Source organism: Cohnella terricola, from assembly GCF_007786475.1.
GTDB lineage: Bacteria > Bacillota > Bacilli > Paenibacillales > Paenibacillaceae > Cohnella > Cohnella terricola.
In genome coordinates this window covers 422,930-443,730 of record NZ_VNJJ01000002.1, presented here as the reverse complement: position 1 = coordinate 443,730, position 20,801 = coordinate 422,930, and the positions used below count along the sequence as shown (strand labels likewise).

Below are 20,801 nucleotides of genomic sequence, written 5' to 3'. Positions count from 1 at the left end.
TTGATCTTTGCTTGCGATTTGGACCGGACGCTAATCTACTCCCGCAATTCGATGGGAGCGACGGAATCGGACGAGCTTGTGCCGGTCGAGAAATACGAGGGAGAGGATCTATCCTACATGACCCGATCCGCCCATCGTCTGCTGCAACGGTTAAGCCGCGAGCTTCACTTCGTTCCGACGACGACTAGGGTGCATGAGCAGTACGCGAGAATCCACGGATTCTCCGACGGGATTCACTGCCGTTACGCCATCGTCAGCAACGGAGGAAAAGTGCTGGTCGACGGCCGCGCGGACATGCAGTGGGATCGCTTGCTACGGCAAACCGTGCGGAAGGAATCGGCCTCGTCCGCGGAGATCAGGTCCTTCTTCGATCGTCTTGTCAAAGAAGAATGGGTCATGAAGGAGCGGTTATGCGACGAACTGTTCTATGCTTTCGTCGTCAAGAGAGAACTGTTGCCGAGCGGGTTCATGGAAGAATTGGCGAGAGAGATCGGTGGACATGGCTGGAACTGCTCCTTGCAGGGCCGCAAAATCTATCTCGTGCCGAATCCAGTAAGCAAGGGAGCGGCCGTAGAATACGTGAAGCAATTGAGCGGTTCGCGGTACGTCTTCGCCGCGGGCGACAGCCTGCTGGACGAGAGCATGCTGCTCATCGCCGACGAAGCGCTGGCTCCCGGACACGGCGAACTGTTCCGTAAATACGGCGGAAAGCACGAACGAATCCGGTTCACGCGGAGCGAGGGAATACGCGCCTCGGAAGACATTTTAGCCACTTTGACGAACCGGATGGAGGCGGGGACGGCGTGACGAAGAACATTTATTTTAACCGCTGGTTTTCTACGGCCTATCACTATATGAATATGATTCGCGATAATCCCGACGGAGAGAACTTCGTTTGTTACGGGAGCCATCCGGACCCCGGCCATCTCTCTCTTCAGGCCTGCGACTACGCAGAGAAGGAACCGGTTCTGCAAGGAACCGAATACGTCGATTACGCCGTGGATTTCTGCAAGCGGAACCGGATCGATGTGTTCATCCCCCGACTGATGATGCTCGAGATCGCCAAGGAAGCAAGCCGTTTCGACGAGATCGGCACGAAAGTGATGGTGTGCCGCGATATTCCGCTGCTCGAGAGAATGATCGAGAAGGATCTGTTCTATGAATCGTTGCAAGGGACAGACGTCGTGCCGATTCCGGAGTATTACGTCGCGGAGACGGCGAGTCAATTCAAGGATGCCTACGAAGCGCTTATCGAGGGTGGACATAAAGTCTGCTTCAAACCGACGAATTCCGAAGGCGGCATGGGGTTTCGGGTAATCGATAACGACAGGAACGCTCTGAAGGATCTGTACGGCTGGGTCGGTTCGTCTATTTCTTTCGAACAGGCTTACGGCGCCCTGTCTTCGGTCGAACGGTTTCCGAAGCTGATGGTGATGGAACTGCTCGAAGAAGACGAGATTAGCATCGATTGCCTGGCGGACGGAAACGGGGAGTTGATCGTCGCCATTCCGAGAAGAAAATCGACGGGTAGAATCTATGAGCTGGAAGACGATCCCGAGCTTGCCGCCATTGCCGCAAGAGTCGCGGCGCGCTGCCGCATTCCGTATGCGTACAACATTCAGGTGAAACTGAACAAAGGCGTGCCGAAGCTGCTCGAGATTAACCCGCGAATGTCCGGCGGATTGTATATTACATGTCTTAGCGGCGTGAACATGCCTTATCTTGCGGTGAAGACGATATTGGGCCAGCCCTTCGACAAACCGGTTCCCCTATTGGGAATTAAGGCGAGTTATCTTGAATTGCCGGTACTGATGAAAGAATCGTAGAACTTCGGATAAAAAATTGACGAGAGCTGCGCAAAACCCTACACTTAAACCAATGAGACAAGACGGGAGGTACTCACTTGCTTCGTTCGAAATGGGGGCTTGCCTCCGTAATCGTTGGTTATGTCGCCGGTCTGATATCGTATAAATTTCTTCCTGTCCCGGTTGCGTTCATCTTCCCCGTTCTCGGGACGATGCTCGGCTCGGTCATTCATCAAGCCGAGCTCAAAGTGGCCAAGCTGGCCGCGGAGAGAGAAGCAGCGACCGCCGAGCAGCGGAGGGTCGACTCGCCGCAGTCGCAGTCGCAGCCGCAGCCGCCGGAAGCCTTGGCTGCCTCGCAAGCGCAGGGGGCCCCTGTGCATTCGGCAGCGAGCAGCTTGGGACCGGAATGGGACACGGTGATGGAATATATCGGAACGATCGAGGACATGGTGCTGCTCGAAGGAGAGAAGAACAATCTCGACAACGAGATCGTGCAGCGCACGTTGGCGCTGCTTGTCAGATTAAACCGGATCATCCCGCAGCTTGTCGCTTTCAACAACGGGGAGATCAATCATAAGATCCAACGGCTCGTCCTGAAGGATCTGAATGGCGCGATTACGCCGTTTATCCATCTAAGCGGAGAAGCCAAGCGGCAGAATCGCCGGCTGCTGCTGAACGGTATCAGGGATATCGACAAACAGATTACGACTTATACGAGCTTTATTGAGCAGAAGGACCTTATCGAGTTGAAGAACAGGGCCGAGCTCATTCATCAAAGATATGGCGCAGGCAATTAATCTGACGGGAGGATTCACTCATGAGCACGCAAGCTATTCTGCTTAAGGAATCGGACGTGGCAAGGGTCCAACAGGAAGCGCAGGCGACGATTCAGCGCATCGCGCAGACGGACGCGACGCAACTGGATTCCTTGATGGACGAAATCGGAAGAATGGGCCAGAAAACGATGGAGAAGGCCGGGGCGAACCTGACCTTGCTGGAACGGCCGCTCAACGATCTGCTCAGCGGCAAACGCTCGGAGATCGCGGGCAATATTTTGAAACTGCGCAACGAAGTCGACGACCTGAATCGCAGTAAGGACCTGTCGTTGATGCAGAAAATTCTCCGCAAGACGCCGATGAAGAACTATATCATGAAGTATCAGTCGGTCAGAACGAACGTTCAATCGATTATCTCGTCGCTACGCAACGGTAAGGATACGCTCGAAGAGAACGTCGTGCACATGCGCAACCTGAAGCAAATGTGCCTTCAGGAAATGTACAACGTTCAACAGCGGATCGAGATGGGCAACCAATTAAAGACGCTGTTCGAGCAAGAGATCGCCAAACCGCAGAACGAGAACCGCAAAGCTCAGCTCGAGCGCGGCCTGCGCAAAGTCGTTACCCGGATTCAGGCGCTGACCGAGATGGTCATGCTTTATCAGCAAGCGATCGCCGGTTCGGATATCATTAACGACAACAACGACAAGCTGATCGATTCCGTCGATGCGACGATCGACAAGACGCAGCATCTGATCACGGTGTCCGCGATGATCGCGACGGCGCTCGAAGACCAGGTGAAAGTCATCGACGCGGTGAACGCGACGAACGACATGCTCGGCAAGCAGTTCGCGGAGAACGCGCGCATGCTGAACGAGACGACGCAGAAGACGACGCAGGCGATGACCCGCTCGGCGATGTCGATGGAGCAGATCAACCAGGCGATGAACGACCTGACGTCTGCGATTACCCGCTGCGAAGAGTCCAACCGCACGATTATCGCTTCCGCGACCGAACAAACGACGCGTCTGCAAGAGATCAACAAGCAGATGGGCCAACGCCTCGGCTTGCAGCCGGGCACGAGTTCGGCGCCTGCCCAACCCGCGATTCAACAGCCCGGCGTGACCAGCTTTTTGGACTAATCCCTATCGTTTCGATACACCTAGCCGCCTGCACCCTTCGTGGTGCCGACGGCTTCTTTATTCCATCGAACCTCTTGCCCAATCTCGTCATAATCCTTCAACCGTCCGGATAGACTGTGAATATCGATAAACAGTCAATCTCTCTGACGGGATGAAGGTGATGATAATGGGGTGGGTGATGGCGCTAGCCATTGTTGTCCTAATCGTGGTCGCCAGCCATGAGAAAGCGGAATCGATCATGGAATTCAACGAGGAATAACGGATAAGGCAACCTCTTAATGGCGGGTGGAAGAGATTCTTTCTTCCGCTTTTTTTTCGTGCATACAACATGGACTTGCAAACGTCTCCCGATTTGATAGTATGTTCATAAGCCGTATCAAGAATCGGCAGTAAATTGGTAGATTCGACAGTCGATCTGCAAGATTGCTGTCGGGATCGGGTCGATGCCAAGGGGAGGACTCTCATGAAATACGAAGTATTGTACCAGGGCGCTTTCGCTTTGCTTAAGGTTCATCTGAGCGCCGGAGAGAGCGTGAAGGCCGAATCCGGAGCGATGGTCTCGATGTCGCCCAACGTTGACGTTAAAGGAACTGCGGACGGCGGCATTATGGCGGGACTCGGCAGAATGCTGAGCGGAGAAACTTTTTTCTTCCAGGAGCTTTCGGCGAACAGAGGCGCGGGGGAAGTACTGCTCGCTCCGTCGTCCATCGGCGACATACAAGCCGTCGAACTGGACGGCTCTTATCGGTTGCTCGTTCAGAAGGACGGATTTCTTGCGGGAACGAGCGGAATCCAGGTCAATACGAAGATGCAGAACTTAAGCCGTGGGCTCCTGTCCGGGGAAGGATTTTTCATTGTCGAGATCAGTGGCTCCGGCACGGTATTCCTGTCGTCTTACGGGGCGATTCACGCGATCAATCTCGAGCCCGGAGAGGAACGCATTATCGACAACGGACATTTGGTCGCTTGGCCGGATTACGTTCATTATTCGATCGAAAAAGCGTCTAAAGGCTGGTTTTCAAGCATTACGAGCGGAGAGGGACTCGTCTGCAGATTCCGCGGCGAAGGTATCGTGCTGATTCAATCCCGCAACCCTTCGGGCTTCGGCAACTGGGTTAAGAAGTTCGTTCCAGGGCGCTGATTAAAGTCTTTGCGAATTTTCTGTGAATTTCAAACATACAAGCTCTCTAGTGTTATAATAGGGGATATTGTGGTTTACAGAGAAGAGGTGCAAACCTATGGATATGCAGCCTGCCGTCGGCAGAGGAATGCCGGTTGTCTCCTATGAGCAATTATTCGAGCATTATAAAGATAAAATATTCAGCTTCGCCTGGAAAATCCTTCGCAGCACGACGGATACCGAGGAAGCGGTGCAAGAGACGTTCCTGAAGCTATACGTGAACTTCGAGCGGTTGGACCCGGCGGGTTCGATCTCCTCGCTTATCTTCACGACGGCGAAGAACATCTGCATCGATATGCTGCGCAAAAGAAAGACGAAGCTCACGCTAAACCATCCGATGATGAAGCACGAAGGCTGGGAAGACCAAGTGGCCGAAGCCCATCGTCCGGAGGACGCGCTGATTCTGAAAGAAGCTTCGGAGTATATGCTCGAGGCGATCCAGAAGCTGCCGAAAGCTTATCGGCTGATGGTCTATCAGCGTTACGTGCTGGATCTGTCGATGGAGGAGATCGTCGAGCTGAACAACGTGAAGATGAACACGGTCAAATCCCGCCTTAAGCGAGGCCGAGACCTGTTGAAAAAGCAATTGGAAAAGGGTTGAACGGCTAAGCCGAGAAGTCCGGCGAACGAAGCGGATTTCTCGGTTTTTGTTCATTTATCGGAGAGCGGGTGAATGATATGGCGGCTAGCGTTTTCGATCGGAATAACGTCAGGATCAGCGGTAAGGGAGAGCGGCCGATTCTATTCGCCCATGGATTCGGGTGCGATCAAGAGATGTGGCGATACGTCGCTTCCGAATTCGAACAGAACTATCGTGTGATCTTGTTCGACTACGTCGGCTCGGGACGATCGGACTTGAATCATTACGACCCGGCCAAATACGGCCAACTCAGCGGATACGCCCAGGACGTTCTGGAGATCGCCAAGGAGCTTGATCTGCGCAAGGCGATATTCGTCGGACATTCGGTCAGCGGGATGATCGGAACGCTCGCTTCCATCGCCGAGCCGGACTTATTTGGAAGGCTTATCCTGATTGGAGCTTCCCCGTGTTATCTGAACGATGTTCCCGATTATTACGGGGGGTTCGAAAAGAAAGATATCGAAGAACTGCTCACGATGATGGAAATGAACTTCACTGGTTGGGCAAGCTATCTGGCGCCGATCGTCATGAACAATCCCGAACGCGGCGAACTGGCGGGCGAGCTGGAGAAGAGCTTCTGCTCGAGAGATCCCGCGATCGCCCGCCAGTTCGCGGAAGTGACTTTCTACGCCGATTGCCGCCGAGAGTTGGACAAGGTGACGGTTCCGTCGCTTATTCTGCAATGCTCGGAGGATAGCATCGCCCCGAAGGAAGTCGGGGATTACTTGCACGCCCATCTCAAGGGCAGCACCTTGAAGGTGATGCAGGCGAAGGGGCACTATCCCCACTTAAGCCATCCGGAAGAAACGACAAGGCTGATCAAGGAATATTTAGAAACGGAATACGCCTAATGATCTGGAAAGGGCTGCGGCCTAATGGACGATAAGTTGAACGATTTGCCTTGCGGGTTTTTCACGCTAACGAACGCCGGCGTCATTACGGAAGCGAATCGGACGCTGCTTAACTTGTTGCAGTATGAAAGCGGCGATATGCTTCATCATCATATCGAAGCTTTCTTGACGGTTGCGAACAAGATCTTTTTCCATACTTATTTTTACCCTTATATTCAGCTCCACGGCCATGTTAATGAAATCTATCTTACGCTGAAGAAGAAGGATGGTCATGAAGTGCCCGTGTTATTGAACGGAGTTCTCCGGGAACGGGACGACCAAGTCTATATCGAGTGCGTGTTGATCGAAATGCGGAAGAGGATCGAGTACGAGAAGGACATCGTGAACGCGGCCAAAAAGCTGGAGGAACTGAACAAGGAAAAGGACGCGGCGCACGAAGCGTTAAAAGCTCTGCACAAGGAACTGGAGAAGAAGCAGGAGGAACTGACCGATCTAAACCGGACGCTGGAGTTGCAGGCTTTAACGGACGGGCTTACCGGCGTGAGCAATCGGAGAGCTTTCCAGGAATGCCTTGACGCGGCTTTCGCCGCGTTCGCAAGATCGCGGAATCCGTTCGCGATGGTACTGCTCGATATCGATTACTTCAAGCGGATCAACGATACCTACGGGCACCCCGTAGGGGATGAGATTTTAAGGAGATTGACCCAGGAGCTTCAAGCGCAAATTCGGAGCATTGATGTCTTGGCCCGCTACGGCGGGGAAGAATTCGCCATTATTTTGCCTGGGGCCAATCGGGAGAGTGCCGTGATTGCGGCCGAGAGATTCCGCAAATCGATCGAGGAAGCGGATTGGGGCGAATATCGGGTTACGATCAGTTTGGGAGCCGCGACCGTATCTGAAGAGGATACCGCCGAATCTTTGATCGCGAAAGCGGACCAGGCCTTGTACGCATCCAAGAGCGGAGGCCGAAACCGGGTGACGCATTCGGAGGACTAAATATGGGGAACGACCAATCCCCCGTAGACGAACGCGCACAGGATGACCAGAGCCGGATGGATTTTGCGGATTTGCATGGCCCAGAAAGCGACCGCAGCGATGATAACCGCTTGCCATACGCCCAGGGAATCGATGGACGTCTCGCCCATCTGCCAGGTGAGGACGATCATCATGACGGCAATGACGGGTTGAACGAGCAGCGTCATGCCCTTTACGACGGAGGAGTACCGATATCTGGCCATGAGCCTCAGCAGCACGATAAGAGCAATCGCAGACGGGACGACTGTAGCGGCCAGCGCGACGATCGCCCCGACTACGCCGGAGACGTCGTATCCGACGAATGCCGCGAATTTGGTCGCGATCGGTCCGGGAAGCGTATTGCTTAGCGCAAGAATATTGGAGAATTGATGGTCGGTTGCCCAGCCGTAGTGGGTTACGATTTCCCGATAATTGAGTGGAATCGAAGCCGGTCCGCCGCCATAGCCGAGCAGGTTAGGCCAGAAAAAACCAAGGAAAAGATCGATCAAATCTTTCATAAAGGGTCGGCTCCTTCGGGTTTCTTCTTCGACAGCTTGGCGGCTATGCGGAAATGGACGGCGCCGTAAGCCAGGAAAAGCACGATAACGATAGCCGGGTGAACGGCTATCAACTGCAGCAGGACGAATGAAACGGCGCAGAAGACGACGGCCATCATTTTACCGAGCCCCTGATAAGCTTTCTTGGCGAACTCATAAGCCATCAGGCCAAGCATGACGGAGATGACCGGCATGACGGCGGCGATCATTCCTTGAACGGCGGGCGAGCTGCTCAGAAAATCGACGAACGTCAGCAATGCGATTACGGCGACGCAGGAAGGCAATATATGCGCAACGATCGCCAAGATCGAACCGAGAACGCCTCTTTGGCGGAAGCCGAGATAGGCGGCCATCTTCGTGGCGATCGGTCCGGGCAGCGCGTTGGCGATGGCGAGTATTTCCCCGAATTCGTCGTCGTCCATCCAGCGATATTTGTTCACGGCCTCGTATCGAATCAACGGAATGACGGAAGGCCCTCCTCCGTAACCGAGAATCCCCGTTTTGCCCATCGACCAAGCAAGCTGAGCATACTGTCTTGGAATTGCTTGTTCGGCCATCGCGTTATAACCTCATTCCCATTCTACTTTTGTACCGGTTGATGAGCAGCTGGCAATCTACGCTGACGACGCCCGGCAGTTTGTACAGCTTCTCGTTCAGAAAAACTTCCATCTCTTTGGTATTCTCAAATAAGCCGTGCATATGCAATTTGCTCGGACCGGTCATATGATAGAGGCTGGTGACGGCAGGCTCGTCGGCAAGCGTATCCGCCACGCTTTGCAAACTCTTCGGCTCGACCTCGACGTTAAAGAAAGCCGATACCGTAATTCCGATTTTCTCGGGATTGATTACGGCGGTGAATCGTTCAATGACACCCTCTTCCATCAAGGCGTTCACTCTTGCTTGGATCGCCACGCGCGAAAGACCGATGTCTTTGGCCAAGTCGGTATAGGAGAGTCTCCCATTGGCATTCAGGGCTTTGATAATGCTGCGGTCGATATCGTCGATGGGCATGAGGCCAAACAACTCCTTAAAGTATTATTGTGATATTGGTTTCGTTATGAATATAAATACTCCATTTTGATTTCTATATGAAACATTATGGCCTATTTTAATTTCCGCATCAATGATCGGTTAAAATTTTATTTTCCAGAATTGAGTGTTTACCTAGGGAAACATCTGTGGTTACAGACAAAAAAATGTCTTTACAGAAACACTTACCGCTCGTATACTGGTGTGCAGAAGTGGTTTTTTTTGGGCAAAATGTTTCCCTAGGACAAAAACATTAGTTTAATACAAGATAATTGGAGGGACGACAATGTTTGATCGGAGAAAACAAATCTCGCGGCGAAGCTTTTTGAAGGCGGGTGCGGCTGGAGCAGCCGCCTTGATCGGCGGTGCGCTGCTTAATCCGGGTGCCTTGCTGGGCGGGAGATCGGCTCATGCAGAGTCTCACGAGGGCCACGAAGGGCATGCCGAGAGCGGGCACGGCTCGCACGGCATGCAGCATGGATTCACGCCCGGAACAGAAGTGACCGAAGGGCTGGTCATGGCGAGGGAGGCGCTGAGCAATTTTGACTACGGCAAAGTCAGCACCCTCCCAGATGGCAGAACACTCCGGGAGTATGAGATCGTCTCGTTCGAGAAGGACATCGAGATCGCGCAAGGCGTCAAGTTTCCGGCTTGGACGTTTAACGGGACGGTTCCCGGTCCGACGATCCGTTGCACGGAGGGGGACGTTGTCCGGGTCAAGTTCAGCAATGCCTCGTCTCACCCTCATTCCATACATTTTCACGGCATTCATCCGACGGATATGGACGGACTCGAGGCGATTCCTCCGGGAGGGACTTTTACATACGAATTCGAGGCGTATCCGGCCGGCATGCAGGTCTATCATTGTCACGTGCCCCCGTTCCAAACGCACATACACAAGGGCATGTACGGGAATTTCATCATCGATCCGAAAACCCCGCGAGCGCCCGCGCAGGAATTGTCCATGGTCATGAACGGATTTGATCTGGACTTCGATTCGGACAACGACATCTATGCGGTGAACAGTTATGCTTTCGCGTTCATGCAGGAGCCGATCAAGGTGAAGGCGGGCAAGCTCGTACGAATTTATCTAAGCAGTTTTCTGGAATTCGATCTGATTAATTCCTTCCATCTGCATGCCGCGTATTTCCACTACTACGCTACCGGAGCCGATCCCGAAGCCCGTCCGTATTATACGGACACTGTCGTGCTCGCCCAGGGAGAGCGGGGACTCGTGGAGATTTTGTTTCCGAGGCCGGGCAAATATATGTTCCATGCGCATGTGAACGAATTTACGGAACTAGGCTGGGTCGGATTTTTTGAGGCGGAATGAACGGAATCTTCAAGATTGATCGATAATCGTTAGTTCGTGAAAAGGAGGTTGGACGATGAGTCAGTTGCAAGCGGAAATGACGCCGCAGGCGGGAAAAAGTTCTGGAAAGGCGTGGCTGTGGGGAATCTTGCCGGTCGCGCTGCTGATTGCGATTGTTGCCGTCATTCTGACGGTAGGGACGGGGGTGAAGGAAGAGTCGCCGATCCCGATCGAAAATGTAGAATTTGAAAGAGTGTACGTAAACGAAAACGGCATCGTCTTGAACCTTCTGAATGCCAGTCCGCAGGCCGTCGACATTGTCATGGCCAGAGTGGCGGACGCCTATTGGGATTTCACGATAAAGCCGGACGGAGCCATTCCACGCATGGGCAGGGCAACCGTAACGATCCCATATCCGTGGGTCGAAGGAGACGGATACGAGGTCCGGCTCGTGACCGGCGAAAGCACGGTGTTTTCGACCGAGATCGGCGCAGCGATTCAAGCGCCGGCGCCAGATGCACAGCGTTTTATGCAATACGCTTTGATCGGGTTTTACGTCGGCGTCGTTCCCGTTGCGCTCGGATTGCTCTGGTTCCCGCTTATGCGTCGCTTTACTGCGCGGGGCATTCATGCCGTGCTCGCATTCACGATCGGACTGCTTCTGTTCCTTGTCGTCGACACGTTTCAGGAGGGCTTCGAACTGGCGGAGCAGGCTCCCGAATCGCTTAAAGGAAGCGGGCTAGTCTGGTTCGGGGCGATTCTCAGTATGTTGTTCCTGATCGCGATCGACCAGATGAACGAGCGGAAAAAAGGAAAAGAAGGTTCCCGAGGAGAGAGGATCTCCTTTATGCTGGCTTCCGGAATCGGGCTTCACAATTTCGGGGAAGGGCTTGCGATCGGCGCCGCGTTCGCCGTCGGGGAAGCCGCTCTGGGTACGTTCCTGATCATCGGCTTTACTCTGCACAACATGACCGAAGGCATCGGTGTAGCTGCTCCGCTGGCTCAGCGGCAAAGACCGAAATTAAGGACGTTCGTATGGCTTGCCCTGATCGCTGGGGGACCGGCGATATTGGGTACTTGGGTCGGGGGGTTCGTGATGAACAACACGCTTGCCTCCTTGTACTTCGGCATCGGCGCGGGAGCAATCATACAGGTCGTCTTCGTCATCGGCAGAATGCTGTGGAAGGAATCCGTAAAACTCGGCTACGCGCCGGTATCCTGGACGAATTATGCCGGGGTGGCGGCAGGCATTGCTCTGATGTATGGCACTTCCTTGCTGGTTAGCGGCTGATGAGTATTGGCACGGTGAAAAGAAGCGTTGCCGGGCTGTTGCTGATCGCCGCGCTCTCCGGCTGCGGTCAGGCTTCGGACGCTAGGCCGTCCGTTTCCGCCGAAGATCGCGAGCAGGCCGAATCATTGTACCGAGCCAATTGTATCGCCTGCCATGGGGCGGAACTGCAGGGAATCGTCGGTCCGGACCTGCGCCGAGCCGGAAGCGAACTAAGCGCGGCGCAGATCGTCGGACGGATCGAGAAGGGCGGAGGCGGAATGCCCGCTTTCCGGACGCGTCTTACGGAAGATGAGATTCAAGTTTTGGCAGACTGGCTGGCAGGCCACAAATGAAAGGAGATGGACAATATGCTGAGCGGAATCGGTTCTACCGGTGTGCTTTTGATCGTTTTGGTTGCCTTGCTGCTGTTCGGTCCAAGCAAACTCCCGGAATTGGGGCGCGCATTCGGTAAAACGCTGCGTGAGTTCAAGAACGGGGCGAAAGAATGGATGCCCGATGAAGAAAGTCCGCAACATAAAGAAATCGTGGATGGCAAAGCGCGGAATGATGGATAGGGATATGAGCGTCGAAGAGCACTTGGGAGAGCTGCGTAGAAGGATCATATGGGTGCTCGCCACGTTCGTGATCATGCTCGCGCTTGGGTTATGGCTGGCCAAAGGAGCGTTCGATTACCTGCAGAGCATCCCGCCCGCCGCCGATTTGCCCCTTCATGCCTTCTCCCCTTGGTCCGGCGTGCGGGTGTACATGCAATTCGGCTTTATTCTTGCGGCGGCGGGGACGATGCCGGTCGTGTTATATCAGGTTTGGGCTTTTTTCAAAGAGGGGCTATTGGAGAGAGAGCGGGAAGCCACGATCCGGTACATTCCGCTCTCGATTTTATTGTTTCTCGTCGGCCTGGCGTTTGCTTATTTCGTCGTTTTTAAGATGGCATTGTATTTTACGACGACCGTAAACCGGAAAATGATGCTGGAAGAGACATACGGCATTACGGAGTACTTCTCGTTTATGCTCAACATTCTGCTTCCGGTGTCTCTTCTGTTCGAGCTTCCGGTTGTCATCATGTTTCTGACCAGGCTTCGTATCGTTACCCCTCGTCGGCTGCAGCGTATGCGCAAGTATGCTTATTTCGCTCTCGTATTCATAGGAACGGTCATCACGCCGCCCGATCTGATTTCAGATTTGATCGTGGCGATTCCGTTAATCGTACTATACGAGATTAGCGTGTTCCTGTCCGGGGCGGTCGATCGCAAGATCAGAGCATCAGAAGCTCGCGGATCTCTTGCTCGGTAATCGCGGATAGCGCTTCCTGACCCGGCTGAACGACTTCTTCGATCAGATTTTTCTTTCTTTGCTGCAGGGCATATATTTTTTCCTCGACCGTGCCTTGGGCGACGAGGCGGAGCACTTGAACGACGTTGGTCTGCCCGATGCGGTGCGCTCGATCCGCGGCTTGCTGCTCGACAGCGGGATTCCACCATAGATCGTATAGGATGACGGTGTCCGCGCCGGTTAAGTTCAGGCCGGTTCCTCCGGCTTTGAGCGAGATTAGGAACACGTCGCGTTCGCCATCGTTAAACCGATTGCAAAGCTCGACGCGCTCCGCGGCAGGCGTCTGTCCGTCCAGATAGAAGAAGGGGACGCCTTGATAGCCGAGCTCTCTTCCGATCATGCCCAGCATCTCGGTAAACTGCGAGAAGATCAGCACGCGTTTGCCGGCGCTTCGGCATTCCTCCACGAGCTCCAGCAATTGATCGAATTTGGCCGACCCGCCTTCGTAACCTTCCGCGAACAGCGCGGGATGGCAACAGATTTGACGGAGCCGGGTCAATCCGGCCAGTATCCGGATCCGGCTTTTGCCGAAACCTTCCTCGTCCAAATGCTTTAACGCTTCCTTCCTCAGCTTGGCCAGATAAGCGGTATACATTTTCTTCTGCTCGGGCAGCAGCTCGGTCGCTTGCACGGATTCGATCTTCTCCGGCAGCTCCGCGAGCACGTCGGTTTTCAACCTGCGCAGCAGGAAGGGCCGTATCCGCTTGGCCACGGTTTCCCTCGACAACTCGCCGAACGCCTTTCGATCCCCGAACAGCTCGGGAAACACGGCGTCGCAGATCGACCATAACTCCTCGATTCCATTTTCCACAGGAGTTCCCGTCAGGGCGAACTTGTGCCGGGCTTGCACGGCCTTGACCGCTTGCGCCGTCCGGGTGGCGTAATTCTTGATCGCTTGGGCTTCGTCCAGAAAAAGCGTATGGAAAACGGGAGCGCCGAACGACTCGATATCCCTTCTCAGGAGCGGGTATGAAGTGATGAGAACGTCCATGTCGTCTAGGCTGCGCAAGACGCGGGTTCGTTCGGTTTTATCTCCGTTTGCGACGATCGCCCGGATTTCCGGAGCGAACTTCTTCAATTCGTTCAGCCAGTTGTACATCAGGGAGGATGGGCAGACGATAATCGCCGGAAGCTGCTGGCTTCTGATCTCGGGCAGCATGGAAACCAGGTAGGCGATGCTTTGCACCGTTTTGCCAAGTCCCATGTCATCGGCCAGTATGCCGCCGAACCGGTATAAGGCGAGCGTCCGCAACCATTGATACCCGTATTTCTGGTAGTCGCGCAGAATGGGAGCGAGGGCTTCCGGAACGGGGAAGTCCAAGCTGTCGGGATTCCTCATGTTTTCCAGCATCGCTCTGAGCTGTTTGCCCAGCTTGATCGCGGGGTCTTGATGGCCAGAATCCATGAGCGTCAATCCTCGAACGGCAGGCATGCGGAGCTCCGATCCGTGAAGTTCGCCTTTATCGACTTTCATCGTCGCGATGAACCGGTTGATCGCCTCGTAATCCGGGGTTTCCAGCGGGAGCAGCGCCCCGCTCGGAAGCTTATAATATTTCCTCTTATCGCTTAATGCCTGAATCAGATCGCGAATTTCCGATTCGGGAACGCCAGGCATATCGAACTTGCACTCCAGCCAGTCGGTTTTCTCGCTCGCGTCGACGCGTATTTTCGCCGGGGGAAGCCCGACGTGCAGCCTTGCTTTGACGGCGGTGGTGGCATATACCTGCAGCAGCTTCTCCAGGTGCGGAATGATATGGTATAGAAAATCGTACTGGCCTTCTTCATCCTCCATGAAGTACCCGCTTTCCGTCTTGGCAAAGCCGGCTTGCTCCATCCAGTCCAATATCTGGGCTTCCTTGTCTCCGTCTCGCATCAGGATGCGGTCACTTCCGCGTCCGTTGCCGATTCCTTCGAGCGGATTAACGACGATATCTCCGTATTGAAACTCAAGACCCGCCAGCAGACGGTCCCTTACCCGATCCAGGTAGAGCCTCGCCTTGAGCGGCATATAAACGACCCGCTCGGATATGGCCTCCGAGATCCGTACGCTGCCGAGCTTCATCAGGCCGGGAATGACTCGCTCCAAGAACGGTGCCAACTGCGCCTGCGTGATCCGGATCTCGCCGGTGCGGGAGTTGTCGAGCAACCTCGACAATTCGGCGAGACGTCGGCACGGATCGGGCTTCAGCTTGTGAAGGCGATCTCCCGATAACACGATGCCGTAAGGTTCCATGACCGTAAGCCGGTCCATGCCTTGGATCACTAGTCTGTAACCGGCGCTGTTACTAGGCTTGTATGGCAGATCTCGGTCGAAGTCGAACGTCAGCGGAAACGGCTCGTCGGATAGGCGGATACCCTCGAAGAGGGATCCGTCATATTCGAGTTTTACATTCGGCGCTGCCTCGAGCAGAGGAACTAGACTTTCCCAGAAGGTCGGCGGCACGGGCAGAAAGCTATCTCCGCCAGTGCGGCTTCCGTACGCGGAATAGGCGTTCGAAGCTTCGCGGTACATTTTCTCGTGTTGATGTATCTCGATCAGCTTTCGGATGACCGCGTCATTGGCCTCATGAAAGCTATGGCTTTCGGGTTCATAGGAGAACGACTTGGCGAGCGGATAGCTTTCCCTGCGGTCGACCCGTTCCAGAAATTCTCTTAATCTCTGAACGGCGTACGCGCGCTTTGAAACGACCTTCATTTCGATGCCGAACAGGTATTGCCGGTTTCCGTAAGGGAAAGGACTGACGAGAAATTCCACGCCAAGGGTTTCCCGCGCGTCGAACAGCGAGCTTGTCCGGCTCGGCCTTGAGGGTCTGCTGACGAACAGCCCCAGCACTTCGCTCGCTAATGCGGCTTCGGAAGCGGAAGGCTGACCGCCGGTCGTTGGGACTGCGGAATGGCGGGGCGCAGAGAGAGCGGGCGAATGTTGCTCCTCCCGCATGTCGTGTATATTCAGCAGGACGGCGGCAACGTGCCTGCAAGATTTGGTGGACAGATTCAGATCGAGACATTCGCACCGGGCGGCGATACTCGCGTCTTCATTGGCCGAGATTTCCACGCGGAAGTGGGCGTTACTCCCCTTCACAGCAGCCTTGTATTCGAAACGGTCGTCATCACAGACCGTGAATTTGACTTTGCCGGCGCGGTAGTCGGTATCCCCTCTATCGTAGGAATAGGAACCGCAGATTTGCTTGATCATCCGTTTCGTCAATTGAACATCCATAATGTTGCGTTGCTCCCGTCCTCTTCGTGCGCATGAGGAGACTTCCTTCCTCACCGATGTCTTCTTTATGATACCAGAAATGAAGGGGGCGGGAATGCTATGAGTTGACTCGTTGGTCTATCTTAAGGGACCCGGATGCCGTTATTGCGCGAAAATAGGCCTGTGAGAATGCTTACGGACCTAGGTGCAGCTATTCTCTCAATACGCGTGAAAATTCATGTGTATTGAGAGAATAAAGGCTCTCAGGTCCGTTCGGTTTCCATACATATGTAAAAAGGATAAAATAACGCCCCTCAAGTCCGCTAGGGGATAATAGTGGATCTGCTAGTTGCGTTCCGACAAAGAGGTAAGTGAACGAAGACGTTCCTTGCGCCCCGGCAATTGGGAGAGGAAGATGCGCAAGTCTGGAAAGTCGCTCAGGTTCAACGAGTAATAGACCCACTGGCCGCGTTTCGTTTCGCCAATCAGCCCGGCGGTTCTCAGCTTGCGTAGATGCTGGCTGGCATTGGGCTGGCTTGTCCCGAGCAGTTCCACGATATCCGTCACGCATAAGTCACGCTCTTGCAGCAGTCCCAGGATAGCCAATCGCGTCCGGTCGCCTAACAACTTTAGCAATTCCGCCATTTCGCCCAATCGATCGCTCATCGTTCCAGCCTCGTTTCCTTTGAGTAATCTTTCATCACGATGCTATTAAATTCGTATATAGTAATATATTAATTTATAGCATAAAAGACTAACGGGATAAAGTTTGTTGCGTGAAAAATGAGGGGGGTAGCAGGAATGGATTTTCGACGTTGGCATGGGGGCTATAGTTCGGTGAAAACTAACACATTAATTTGGCCCTCGCCCGCACGCTGCCCCGGGATTCGTCTAGCCAAGGCACTTTTTTGGCCTTCGTCCGCACGCTGAGCCGGGGCTCGTCTAGCCAAGGCACTTTTATGGCCCTCGTCCGTACGCTGTCCCGGGATTCGTCTAGCCAAGGCACTTTTATGGCCCTCGCCCGCACGCTGCCCCAGGATTCGTCTAGCCAAGGCACTCTTTTGGCCCACGTTCGCACGCTGACCCGGGTTTCGTCTAGCCAAGGTACTTTTTTGGCCCTTACTCGCACGATGCCCCGGGATTCGTCTTGCCAAGGTACTCTTTTGGCCCTCGCCCGCACGCTGCCCCGGGATTCGTCTTGCCAAGGTACTTTTTTGGCCCTCGCCCGCACGCTGCCCCGGGATTCGTCTAATCAAGGTACTTTAATGGCCTTCATTCGCACACTGTCCCGGGATTCGTCTAGCCAAGGCACTTTTTTGGCCTTCGTCCGCACGATGCCCGGGGCTCGACCAGCCAATGTACTTTGTTGGCCTCAAATCGCGTGAATCGAGGGTACGAGCGTCTGTAGTCCGGTGAAACCTATCTAAATGGTGCGAAAAGGTGGTACGAGCGTCTGTAGTCCGGTGAAACCTATCTAAATGGTGCGAAAAGGTGGTACGAGCGTTTGTAGTCCGGTGAAACCTATCTAAATTGTGCGAAAAGGTGGTACGAGCGTCTGTAGTCCGGTGAAACCTATCTAAATGGTGCGAAAGGTGGTACGAGCGTCTGAAGTCCGGCGAAACAAAACTAAATTGTGTGAAATGGGAGAAAAGAAGGGAGGGCAAGGCAATCGCCTTGCCCTAGGTCGCTTTGACGCGGTCGAAAAAGCCGGAGATGGCCATCTCGGCCGCGCCCATCATGGAGGAGCGTTCGCCGAGCTCGGCGAAGAGCAATTGCACCTTGCGCAGGTGGAAACCGAGCGCGCGCTGCACAACAGCCTGCCGCGCCGCTCCTTCGAGCCAGAGGCGGGCTTGGCTCATCCGGCTGCCGATGATGACGGCGTCCGGATTAAACACGTTGACGATGTTGGCGATGCCGACGCCCAGATACTCGCCCGTATTCGCGAACAGCTCGATGACATCCCGGCGTCCGTTCACGGCGGCTTTCAACAACTGCTCCAGCGTATGGAATCCCAGCGGGGCGGCCGCTTCGAGGAGAGCCCGCTCGGAAGCGTACATTTCCCAGCATCCGCGATTGCCGCAGGTGCATTCTTTGCCATGCGCTTCGATCGACAGATGGCCCATCTCTCCGGAAAAGCCGGAAGTTCCTTTGTACAGCGACTTGTGAAGGATCAGGCCGGTGCCGATCCCGATGTTGACGCTGACGTAGACCAGATTGTTCACGTTGCGCCCGGCCCCGTACTTCTGCTCGCCGAGCGCGCCCGCGTTCGCTTCGTTATCGATAAGGACCGGCAAACCGAACCGTTCCGACAGCATTCGCTGGAGCGGGATGTCGCGCCATTTCAAGTTTGGGGCGAACAGAATCGAGCCGCTCTCGTCGACTATTCCGGGGACCCCGACTCCGATGCCGACGATTCCATATGGGCTGGTCGGGGCTTCTGAGACAAATTCGCCGATGAAATCGGAAAGCTTCTCGACGGCCGCCGTCGGTTCCAGTTCCGTGAGATTGGAAGTACGCTCGATCACGATTTTGCCCCGCAGATCGGTCAGCGCGCCGCGTATATAGTTGACGCCGAGATCGATGCCGATAGCGAAGCCGCAGTCCGCCACGAATTCAAGCATGACCGGCTTCCGCCCGCCGCTCGATTGGCCGATACCGGTCTCCCGAACGAGCGAGCCATCGATCAGGTCCTGAACGAGGCTGGACACCGTCGCCTTGTTCAAGCCGGATTGCTCGGAAATCTGTGCCCGGGAGAGAGGCGCCCCGCGCAATATGCATTCGAGCACGATGGCGGTGTTTATTCTTTTGATTAGGGCTTGGTCGCCCGTTGGTTTGGTCATGGGGTCTTTTTTGCTCCTTTGGTCTATTCTATCGTGCGTTACTCGAAAGAATCGAACAACGCCGCTCCAATGGCACTTTCTGAAGGAGTTACTCGAAAGAATCGAACAACGCCGCTCAAATGGCACTTTCTGAAGGAGTTACTCGAAAGAATCGAACAACGCCGCTCAAATGGCACTTTCTGAAGGGAATTACTCGAAATAATCGAGCAACGCCGCCCCAAATGGCACTTTCCGAAGGGAGTTACTCGAAAGAATCGAACAACGCCGCCCCAATGGCACTTTCTGAAGGGAGTTACTCGAAAGAATCGAGCAACGCCGCTCCAATGGCACTTTCTGGAGGGAGCTACTCGAAATAATCGATCAACGCCACAGTTCCGAATTCTTTTTTCCAATCATACCACAATTCGAGCAAAAAACTTAGTTTATTGGATAGACAAACTAAGTCGGACCATGCTATGCTGATAGCAGTTATTCAAATTGATATCGCTTACAAGGAGGCCATCAATCCATGAGCAAGTTCCCTAACGTTCCAAAGATCCAATACGAAGGACGCGATTCCAAGAACCCGTTCGCCTTTAAACATTACAACCCGCAAGAGGTCGTAATGGGCAGAACGATGGAGGAGCACCTCCGCTTCGCAGTCGCTTACTGGCATACGTTCAACGCGAACGGCAGCGACCCGTTCGGCGCCGCCACGGCTGTGCGCAGCTGGGATTCCTTGTCCCCGCTCGACCGCGCTAAAGCGCGTGTGGAAGCCAACTTCGAATTGCTCGAAAAATTGAATGTGCCATTCTACGCTTTCCATGATGTGGACATCGCTCCTGAAGGCGCAACGCTGACCGAGACGAACAAAAACCTCGATGTCATCGTGGCGATGCTGAAAGATTATCAAAAATCAACGGGCAAGAAATTGCTCTGGAACACGGTCAACCTGTTCACGAACCCTCGTTACGTTCACGGCGCAAGCACGACGAACAACGCGGAAGTGTTCGCATATGCGGCGGCTACGCTGAAAAAAGGCCTTGAAGTCGGCAAAGAGCTCGGAGCGGAGAACTATGTATTCTGGGGCGGTCGCGAAGGTTACGAATCGCTCTTGAACACGGACATGAAGCTGGAGCTGGACAACCTTGCGCGCTTCCTGCACATGGCGGTCGATTACGCGAAAGAAATCGGCTTCGACGCGCAATTCTTGATTGAGCCTAAGCCGAAAGAGCCTTCCAAGCATCAATACGACTTCGATTCCGCTACAGCGATCGCATTCCTTCAAAACTATGGCTTAAAGGACTACTTCAAATTGAACATCGAAGCGAACCACGCTACGCTTGCCGGCCACACGTTCGAGCATGAGCTTTGCACAGCCCGCATCAACGGCATGCTCGGTTCTATCGATGCTAACCAAGGCGATATGCTGCTCGGATGGGATACCGACGAATTCCCGACGGATCTCGCGGCAACGACGCTGGCGATGTACGAAATTCTGAAGAACGACGGTCTCGGCCGTGGCGGCGTCAACTTCGACGCGAAAGTGCGCCGTTCTTCCTTCGAAGACGAAGATTTGTTCTACGCTCACATCGCAGGTATGGATACGTACGCTCGCGGCTTGAAAGCTGCCGCTAAGCTGATCGAAGACCGTGTGCTTGACGATATCGTCGCTAAACGTTATAGCAGCTTTAACGAAGGCATTGGAGCGGACATTGTATCCGGCAAAGCAACGTTGAAGTCTCTGGAAGCATATGCGCTACAAGCGAAACCGATCCGTAACGAATCCGGACGCCTGGAGCAACTCAAGGCAACGTTAAACGACGTCATCTTCGGCGTATAAGAGCATAAAGGAAG

General features: G+C 54.2%; 21 protein-coding genes. 14 read left to right on the top strand and 7 right to left on the bottom strand.

Annotated features, from left to right (window positions below; all coding sequences use genetic code 11):
• From FPZ45_RS05170 to FPZ45_RS05135, 8 genes are all read left to right on the top strand, one after another.
• Positions 1-807, top strand: a complete 807-nt coding sequence (locus FPZ45_RS05170) for an HAD family hydrolase (RefSeq protein WP_144699093.1) — start codon at positions 1-3, stop codon at positions 805-807.
• A gap of 47 nt (positions 808-854) precedes the next feature.
• Entirely contained in the window at positions 855-1,826 is a 972-nt protein-coding gene (locus tag FPZ45_RS05165) for an ATP-grasp domain-containing protein (RefSeq protein ID WP_186438240.1), read from the top strand.
• A 77-nt stretch (positions 1,827-1,903) separates the two neighbouring features.
• Positions 1,904-2,602, top strand: coding sequence for a hypothetical protein (locus FPZ45_RS05160; protein ID WP_144699089.1), 699 nt, complete (start codon positions 1,904-1,906; stop codon positions 2,600-2,602).
• Positions 2,603-2,622: 20 nt separating this feature from the next.
• Positions 2,623-3,723: a toxic anion resistance protein gene (locus FPZ45_RS05155; protein WP_144699087.1), complete on the top strand. Its 1,101-nt coding sequence runs from the start codon at positions 2,623-2,625 to the stop codon at positions 3,721-3,723.
• 463 nt (positions 3,724-4,186) lie between these two features.
• Complete coding sequence (locus FPZ45_RS05150) at positions 4,187-4,864, top strand: TIGR00266 family protein (protein WP_144699085.1); 678 nt, start codon at positions 4,187-4,189, stop codon at positions 4,862-4,864.
• Positions 4,865-4,961: 97 nt separating this feature from the next.
• Positions 4,962-5,504, top strand: a complete 543-nt coding sequence (locus tag FPZ45_RS05145; RefSeq protein WP_144699083.1) for an RNA polymerase sigma factor — start codon at positions 4,962-4,964, stop codon at positions 5,502-5,504.
• Between the two features lie 77 nt (positions 5,505-5,581).
• Positions 5,582-6,394: an alpha/beta fold hydrolase gene (locus FPZ45_RS05140; protein ID WP_144699081.1), complete on the top strand. Its 813-nt coding sequence runs from the start codon at positions 5,582-5,584 to the stop codon at positions 6,392-6,394.
• Between the two features lie 24 nt (positions 6,395-6,418).
• The gene (locus FPZ45_RS05135; RefSeq protein ID WP_144699079.1) at positions 6,419-7,390 is read left to right on the top strand and encodes a sensor domain-containing diguanylate cyclase; all 972 of its coding nucleotides are present in this window, start codon (positions 6,419-6,421) and stop codon (positions 7,388-7,390) included.
• Here the strand turns inward: FPZ45_RS05135 and chrA are convergent.
• The 3 genes from chrA to chrS are packed head-to-tail and all read right to left on the bottom strand — an operon-like array spanning position 7,387 to position 8,976.
• Positions 7,387-7,926, bottom strand: coding sequence for a chromate efflux transporter ChrA (gene chrA / locus FPZ45_RS05130; RefSeq protein ID WP_144699077.1), 540 nt, complete (start codon positions 7,924-7,926; stop codon positions 7,387-7,389). The genes FPZ45_RS05135 and chrA overlap by 4 nt on opposite strands.
• Entirely contained in the window at positions 7,923-8,522 is a 600-nt protein-coding gene (gene chrB / locus FPZ45_RS05125; RefSeq protein ID WP_144699075.1) for a chromate efflux transporter ChrB, read from the bottom strand. The genes chrA and chrB overlap by 4 nt, the downstream gene beginning before the upstream one ends.
• Before the next feature lie 4 nt (positions 8,523-8,526).
• Positions 8,527-8,976 carry a chromate efflux transcriptional regulator ChrS gene (chrS, locus tag FPZ45_RS05120; protein WP_144699073.1) on the bottom strand — a complete coding sequence of 150 codons (450 nt, stop codon included), beginning with the start codon at positions 8,974-8,976 and terminating at the stop codon, positions 8,527-8,529.
• A gap of 304 nt (positions 8,977-9,280) precedes the next feature.
• Here chrS and FPZ45_RS05115 point away from each other — a divergent pair, with 304 nt between their 5' ends.
• From FPZ45_RS05115 to tatC, 5 genes are read left to right on the top strand one after another with little or no spacing between them, the layout of a single operon-like run.
• A complete protein-coding gene (locus tag FPZ45_RS05115; RefSeq protein WP_144699071.1) occupies positions 9,281-10,327 on the top strand; it encodes a multicopper oxidase domain-containing protein in 1,047 nt (348 codons plus the stop codon).
• 55 nt (positions 10,328-10,382) lie between these two features.
• Entirely contained in the window at positions 10,383-11,597 is a 1,215-nt protein-coding gene (locus FPZ45_RS05110) for a ZIP family metal transporter (RefSeq protein ID WP_246120326.1), read from the top strand.
• A gap of 14 nt (positions 11,598-11,611) precedes the next feature.
• Positions 11,612-11,929, top strand: a complete 318-nt coding sequence (locus FPZ45_RS05105; RefSeq protein ID WP_246120325.1) for a c-type cytochrome — start codon at positions 11,612-11,614, stop codon at positions 11,927-11,929.
• 15 nt (positions 11,930-11,944) lie between these two features.
• Positions 11,945-12,151: a twin-arginine translocase TatA/TatE family subunit gene (gene tatA / locus FPZ45_RS05100; protein WP_144699067.1), complete on the top strand. Its 207-nt coding sequence runs from the start codon at positions 11,945-11,947 to the stop codon at positions 12,149-12,151.
• Entirely contained in the window at positions 12,126-12,887 is a 762-nt protein-coding gene (gene tatC / locus FPZ45_RS05095) for a twin-arginine translocase subunit TatC (protein WP_246120324.1), read from the top strand. The genes tatA and tatC overlap by 26 nt, the downstream gene beginning before the upstream one ends.
• Here tatC and FPZ45_RS05090 read toward each other — a convergent pair.
• The 4 genes from FPZ45_RS05090 to FPZ45_RS05075 all read right to left on the bottom strand — a co-directional run bounded on the left by FPZ45_RS05090 (position 12,850) and on the right by FPZ45_RS05075 (position 18,965).
• The gene (locus tag FPZ45_RS05090; protein ID WP_144699065.1) at positions 12,850-16,146 is read right to left on the bottom strand and encodes a DEAD/DEAH box helicase; all 3,297 of its coding nucleotides are present in this window, start codon (positions 16,144-16,146) and stop codon (positions 12,850-12,852) included. The two genes, tatC and FPZ45_RS05090, sit on opposite strands and share 38 nt — an antisense overlap.
• Before the next feature lie 324 nt (positions 16,147-16,470).
• Positions 16,471-16,791, bottom strand: coding sequence for an ArsR/SmtB family transcription factor (locus tag FPZ45_RS05085; protein WP_144699063.1), 321 nt, complete (start codon positions 16,789-16,791; stop codon positions 16,471-16,473).
• 178 nt (positions 16,792-16,969) lie between these two features.
• On the bottom strand, positions 16,970-17,356 hold the full coding sequence (locus tag FPZ45_RS25515; RefSeq protein ID WP_222430757.1) for a hypothetical protein: 387 nt from the start codon (positions 17,354-17,356) through the stop codon (positions 16,970-16,972).
• 448 nt (positions 17,357-17,804) lie between these two features.
• Complete coding sequence (locus FPZ45_RS05075) at positions 17,805-18,965, bottom strand: ROK family transcriptional regulator (protein WP_144699059.1); 1,161 nt, start codon at positions 18,963-18,965, stop codon at positions 17,805-17,807.
• 508 nt (positions 18,966-19,473) lie between these two features.
• Here FPZ45_RS05075 and xylA point away from each other — a divergent pair.
• Positions 19,474-20,787, top strand: a complete 1,314-nt coding sequence (xylA, locus tag FPZ45_RS05070; protein ID WP_144699057.1) for a xylose isomerase — start codon at positions 19,474-19,476, stop codon at positions 20,785-20,787.
• Positions 20,788-20,801 lie beyond the last annotated feature (14 nt).

What these genes read in the sequence shown, in the direction of transcription:
- FPZ45_RS05145 (WP_144699083.1), top strand. Translation starts at nt 4,962, where the DNA reads ATGGATATGCAGCCTGCCGTCGGCAGAGGAATGCCGGTTGTCTCCTAT.
- tatC (WP_246120324.1), top strand. Translation starts at nt 12,126, where the DNA reads ATGGCAAAGCGCGGAATGATGGATAGGGATATGAGCGTCGAAGAGCAC.
- FPZ45_RS05165 (WP_186438240.1), top strand. Translation starts at nt 855, where the DNA reads ATGAATATGATTCGCGATAATCCCGACGGAGAGAACTTCGTTTGTTAC.
- xylA (WP_144699057.1), top strand. Translation starts at nt 19,474, where the DNA reads ATGAGCAAGTTCCCTAACGTTCCAAAGATCCAATACGAAGGACGCGAT.
- FPZ45_RS05075 (WP_144699059.1), bottom strand. Translation starts at nt 18,965, where the DNA reads ATGACCAAACCAACGGGCGACCAAGCCCTAATCAAAAGAATAAACACC.
- chrA (WP_144699077.1), bottom strand. Translation starts at nt 7,926, where the DNA reads ATGAAAGATTTGATCGATCTTTTCCTTGGTTTTTTCTGGCCTAACCTG.
- FPZ45_RS05110 (WP_246120326.1), top strand. Translation starts at nt 10,383, where the DNA reads ATGAGTCAGTTGCAAGCGGAAATGACGCCGCAGGCGGGAAAAAGTTCT.
- FPZ45_RS05140 (WP_144699081.1), top strand. Translation starts at nt 5,582, where the DNA reads ATGGCGGCTAGCGTTTTCGATCGGAATAACGTCAGGATCAGCGGTAAG.
- chrB (WP_144699075.1), bottom strand. Translation starts at nt 8,522, where the DNA reads ATGGCCGAACAAGCAATTCCAAGACAGTATGCTCAGCTTGCTTGGTCG.
- FPZ45_RS05115 (WP_144699071.1), top strand. Translation starts at nt 9,281, where the DNA reads ATGTTTGATCGGAGAAAACAAATCTCGCGGCGAAGCTTTTTGAAGGCG.
- tatA (WP_144699067.1), top strand. Translation starts at nt 11,945, where the DNA reads ATGCTGAGCGGAATCGGTTCTACCGGTGTGCTTTTGATCGTTTTGGTT.
- FPZ45_RS05155 (WP_144699087.1), top strand. Translation starts at nt 2,623, where the DNA reads ATGAGCACGCAAGCTATTCTGCTTAAGGAATCGGACGTGGCAAGGGTC.
- chrS (WP_144699073.1), bottom strand. Translation starts at nt 8,976, where the DNA reads ATGCCCATCGACGATATCGACCGCAGCATTATCAAAGCCCTGAATGCC.
- FPZ45_RS05150 (WP_144699085.1), top strand. Translation starts at nt 4,187, where the DNA reads ATGAAATACGAAGTATTGTACCAGGGCGCTTTCGCTTTGCTTAAGGTT.
- FPZ45_RS05085 (WP_144699063.1), bottom strand. Translation starts at nt 16,791, where the DNA reads ATGAGCGATCGATTGGGCGAAATGGCGGAATTGCTAAAGTTGTTAGGC.
- FPZ45_RS05090 (WP_144699065.1), bottom strand. Translation starts at nt 16,146, where the DNA reads ATGGATGTTCAATTGACGAAACGGATGATCAAGCAAATCTGCGGTTCC.
- FPZ45_RS05135 (WP_144699079.1), top strand. Translation starts at nt 6,419, where the DNA reads ATGGACGATAAGTTGAACGATTTGCCTTGCGGGTTTTTCACGCTAACG.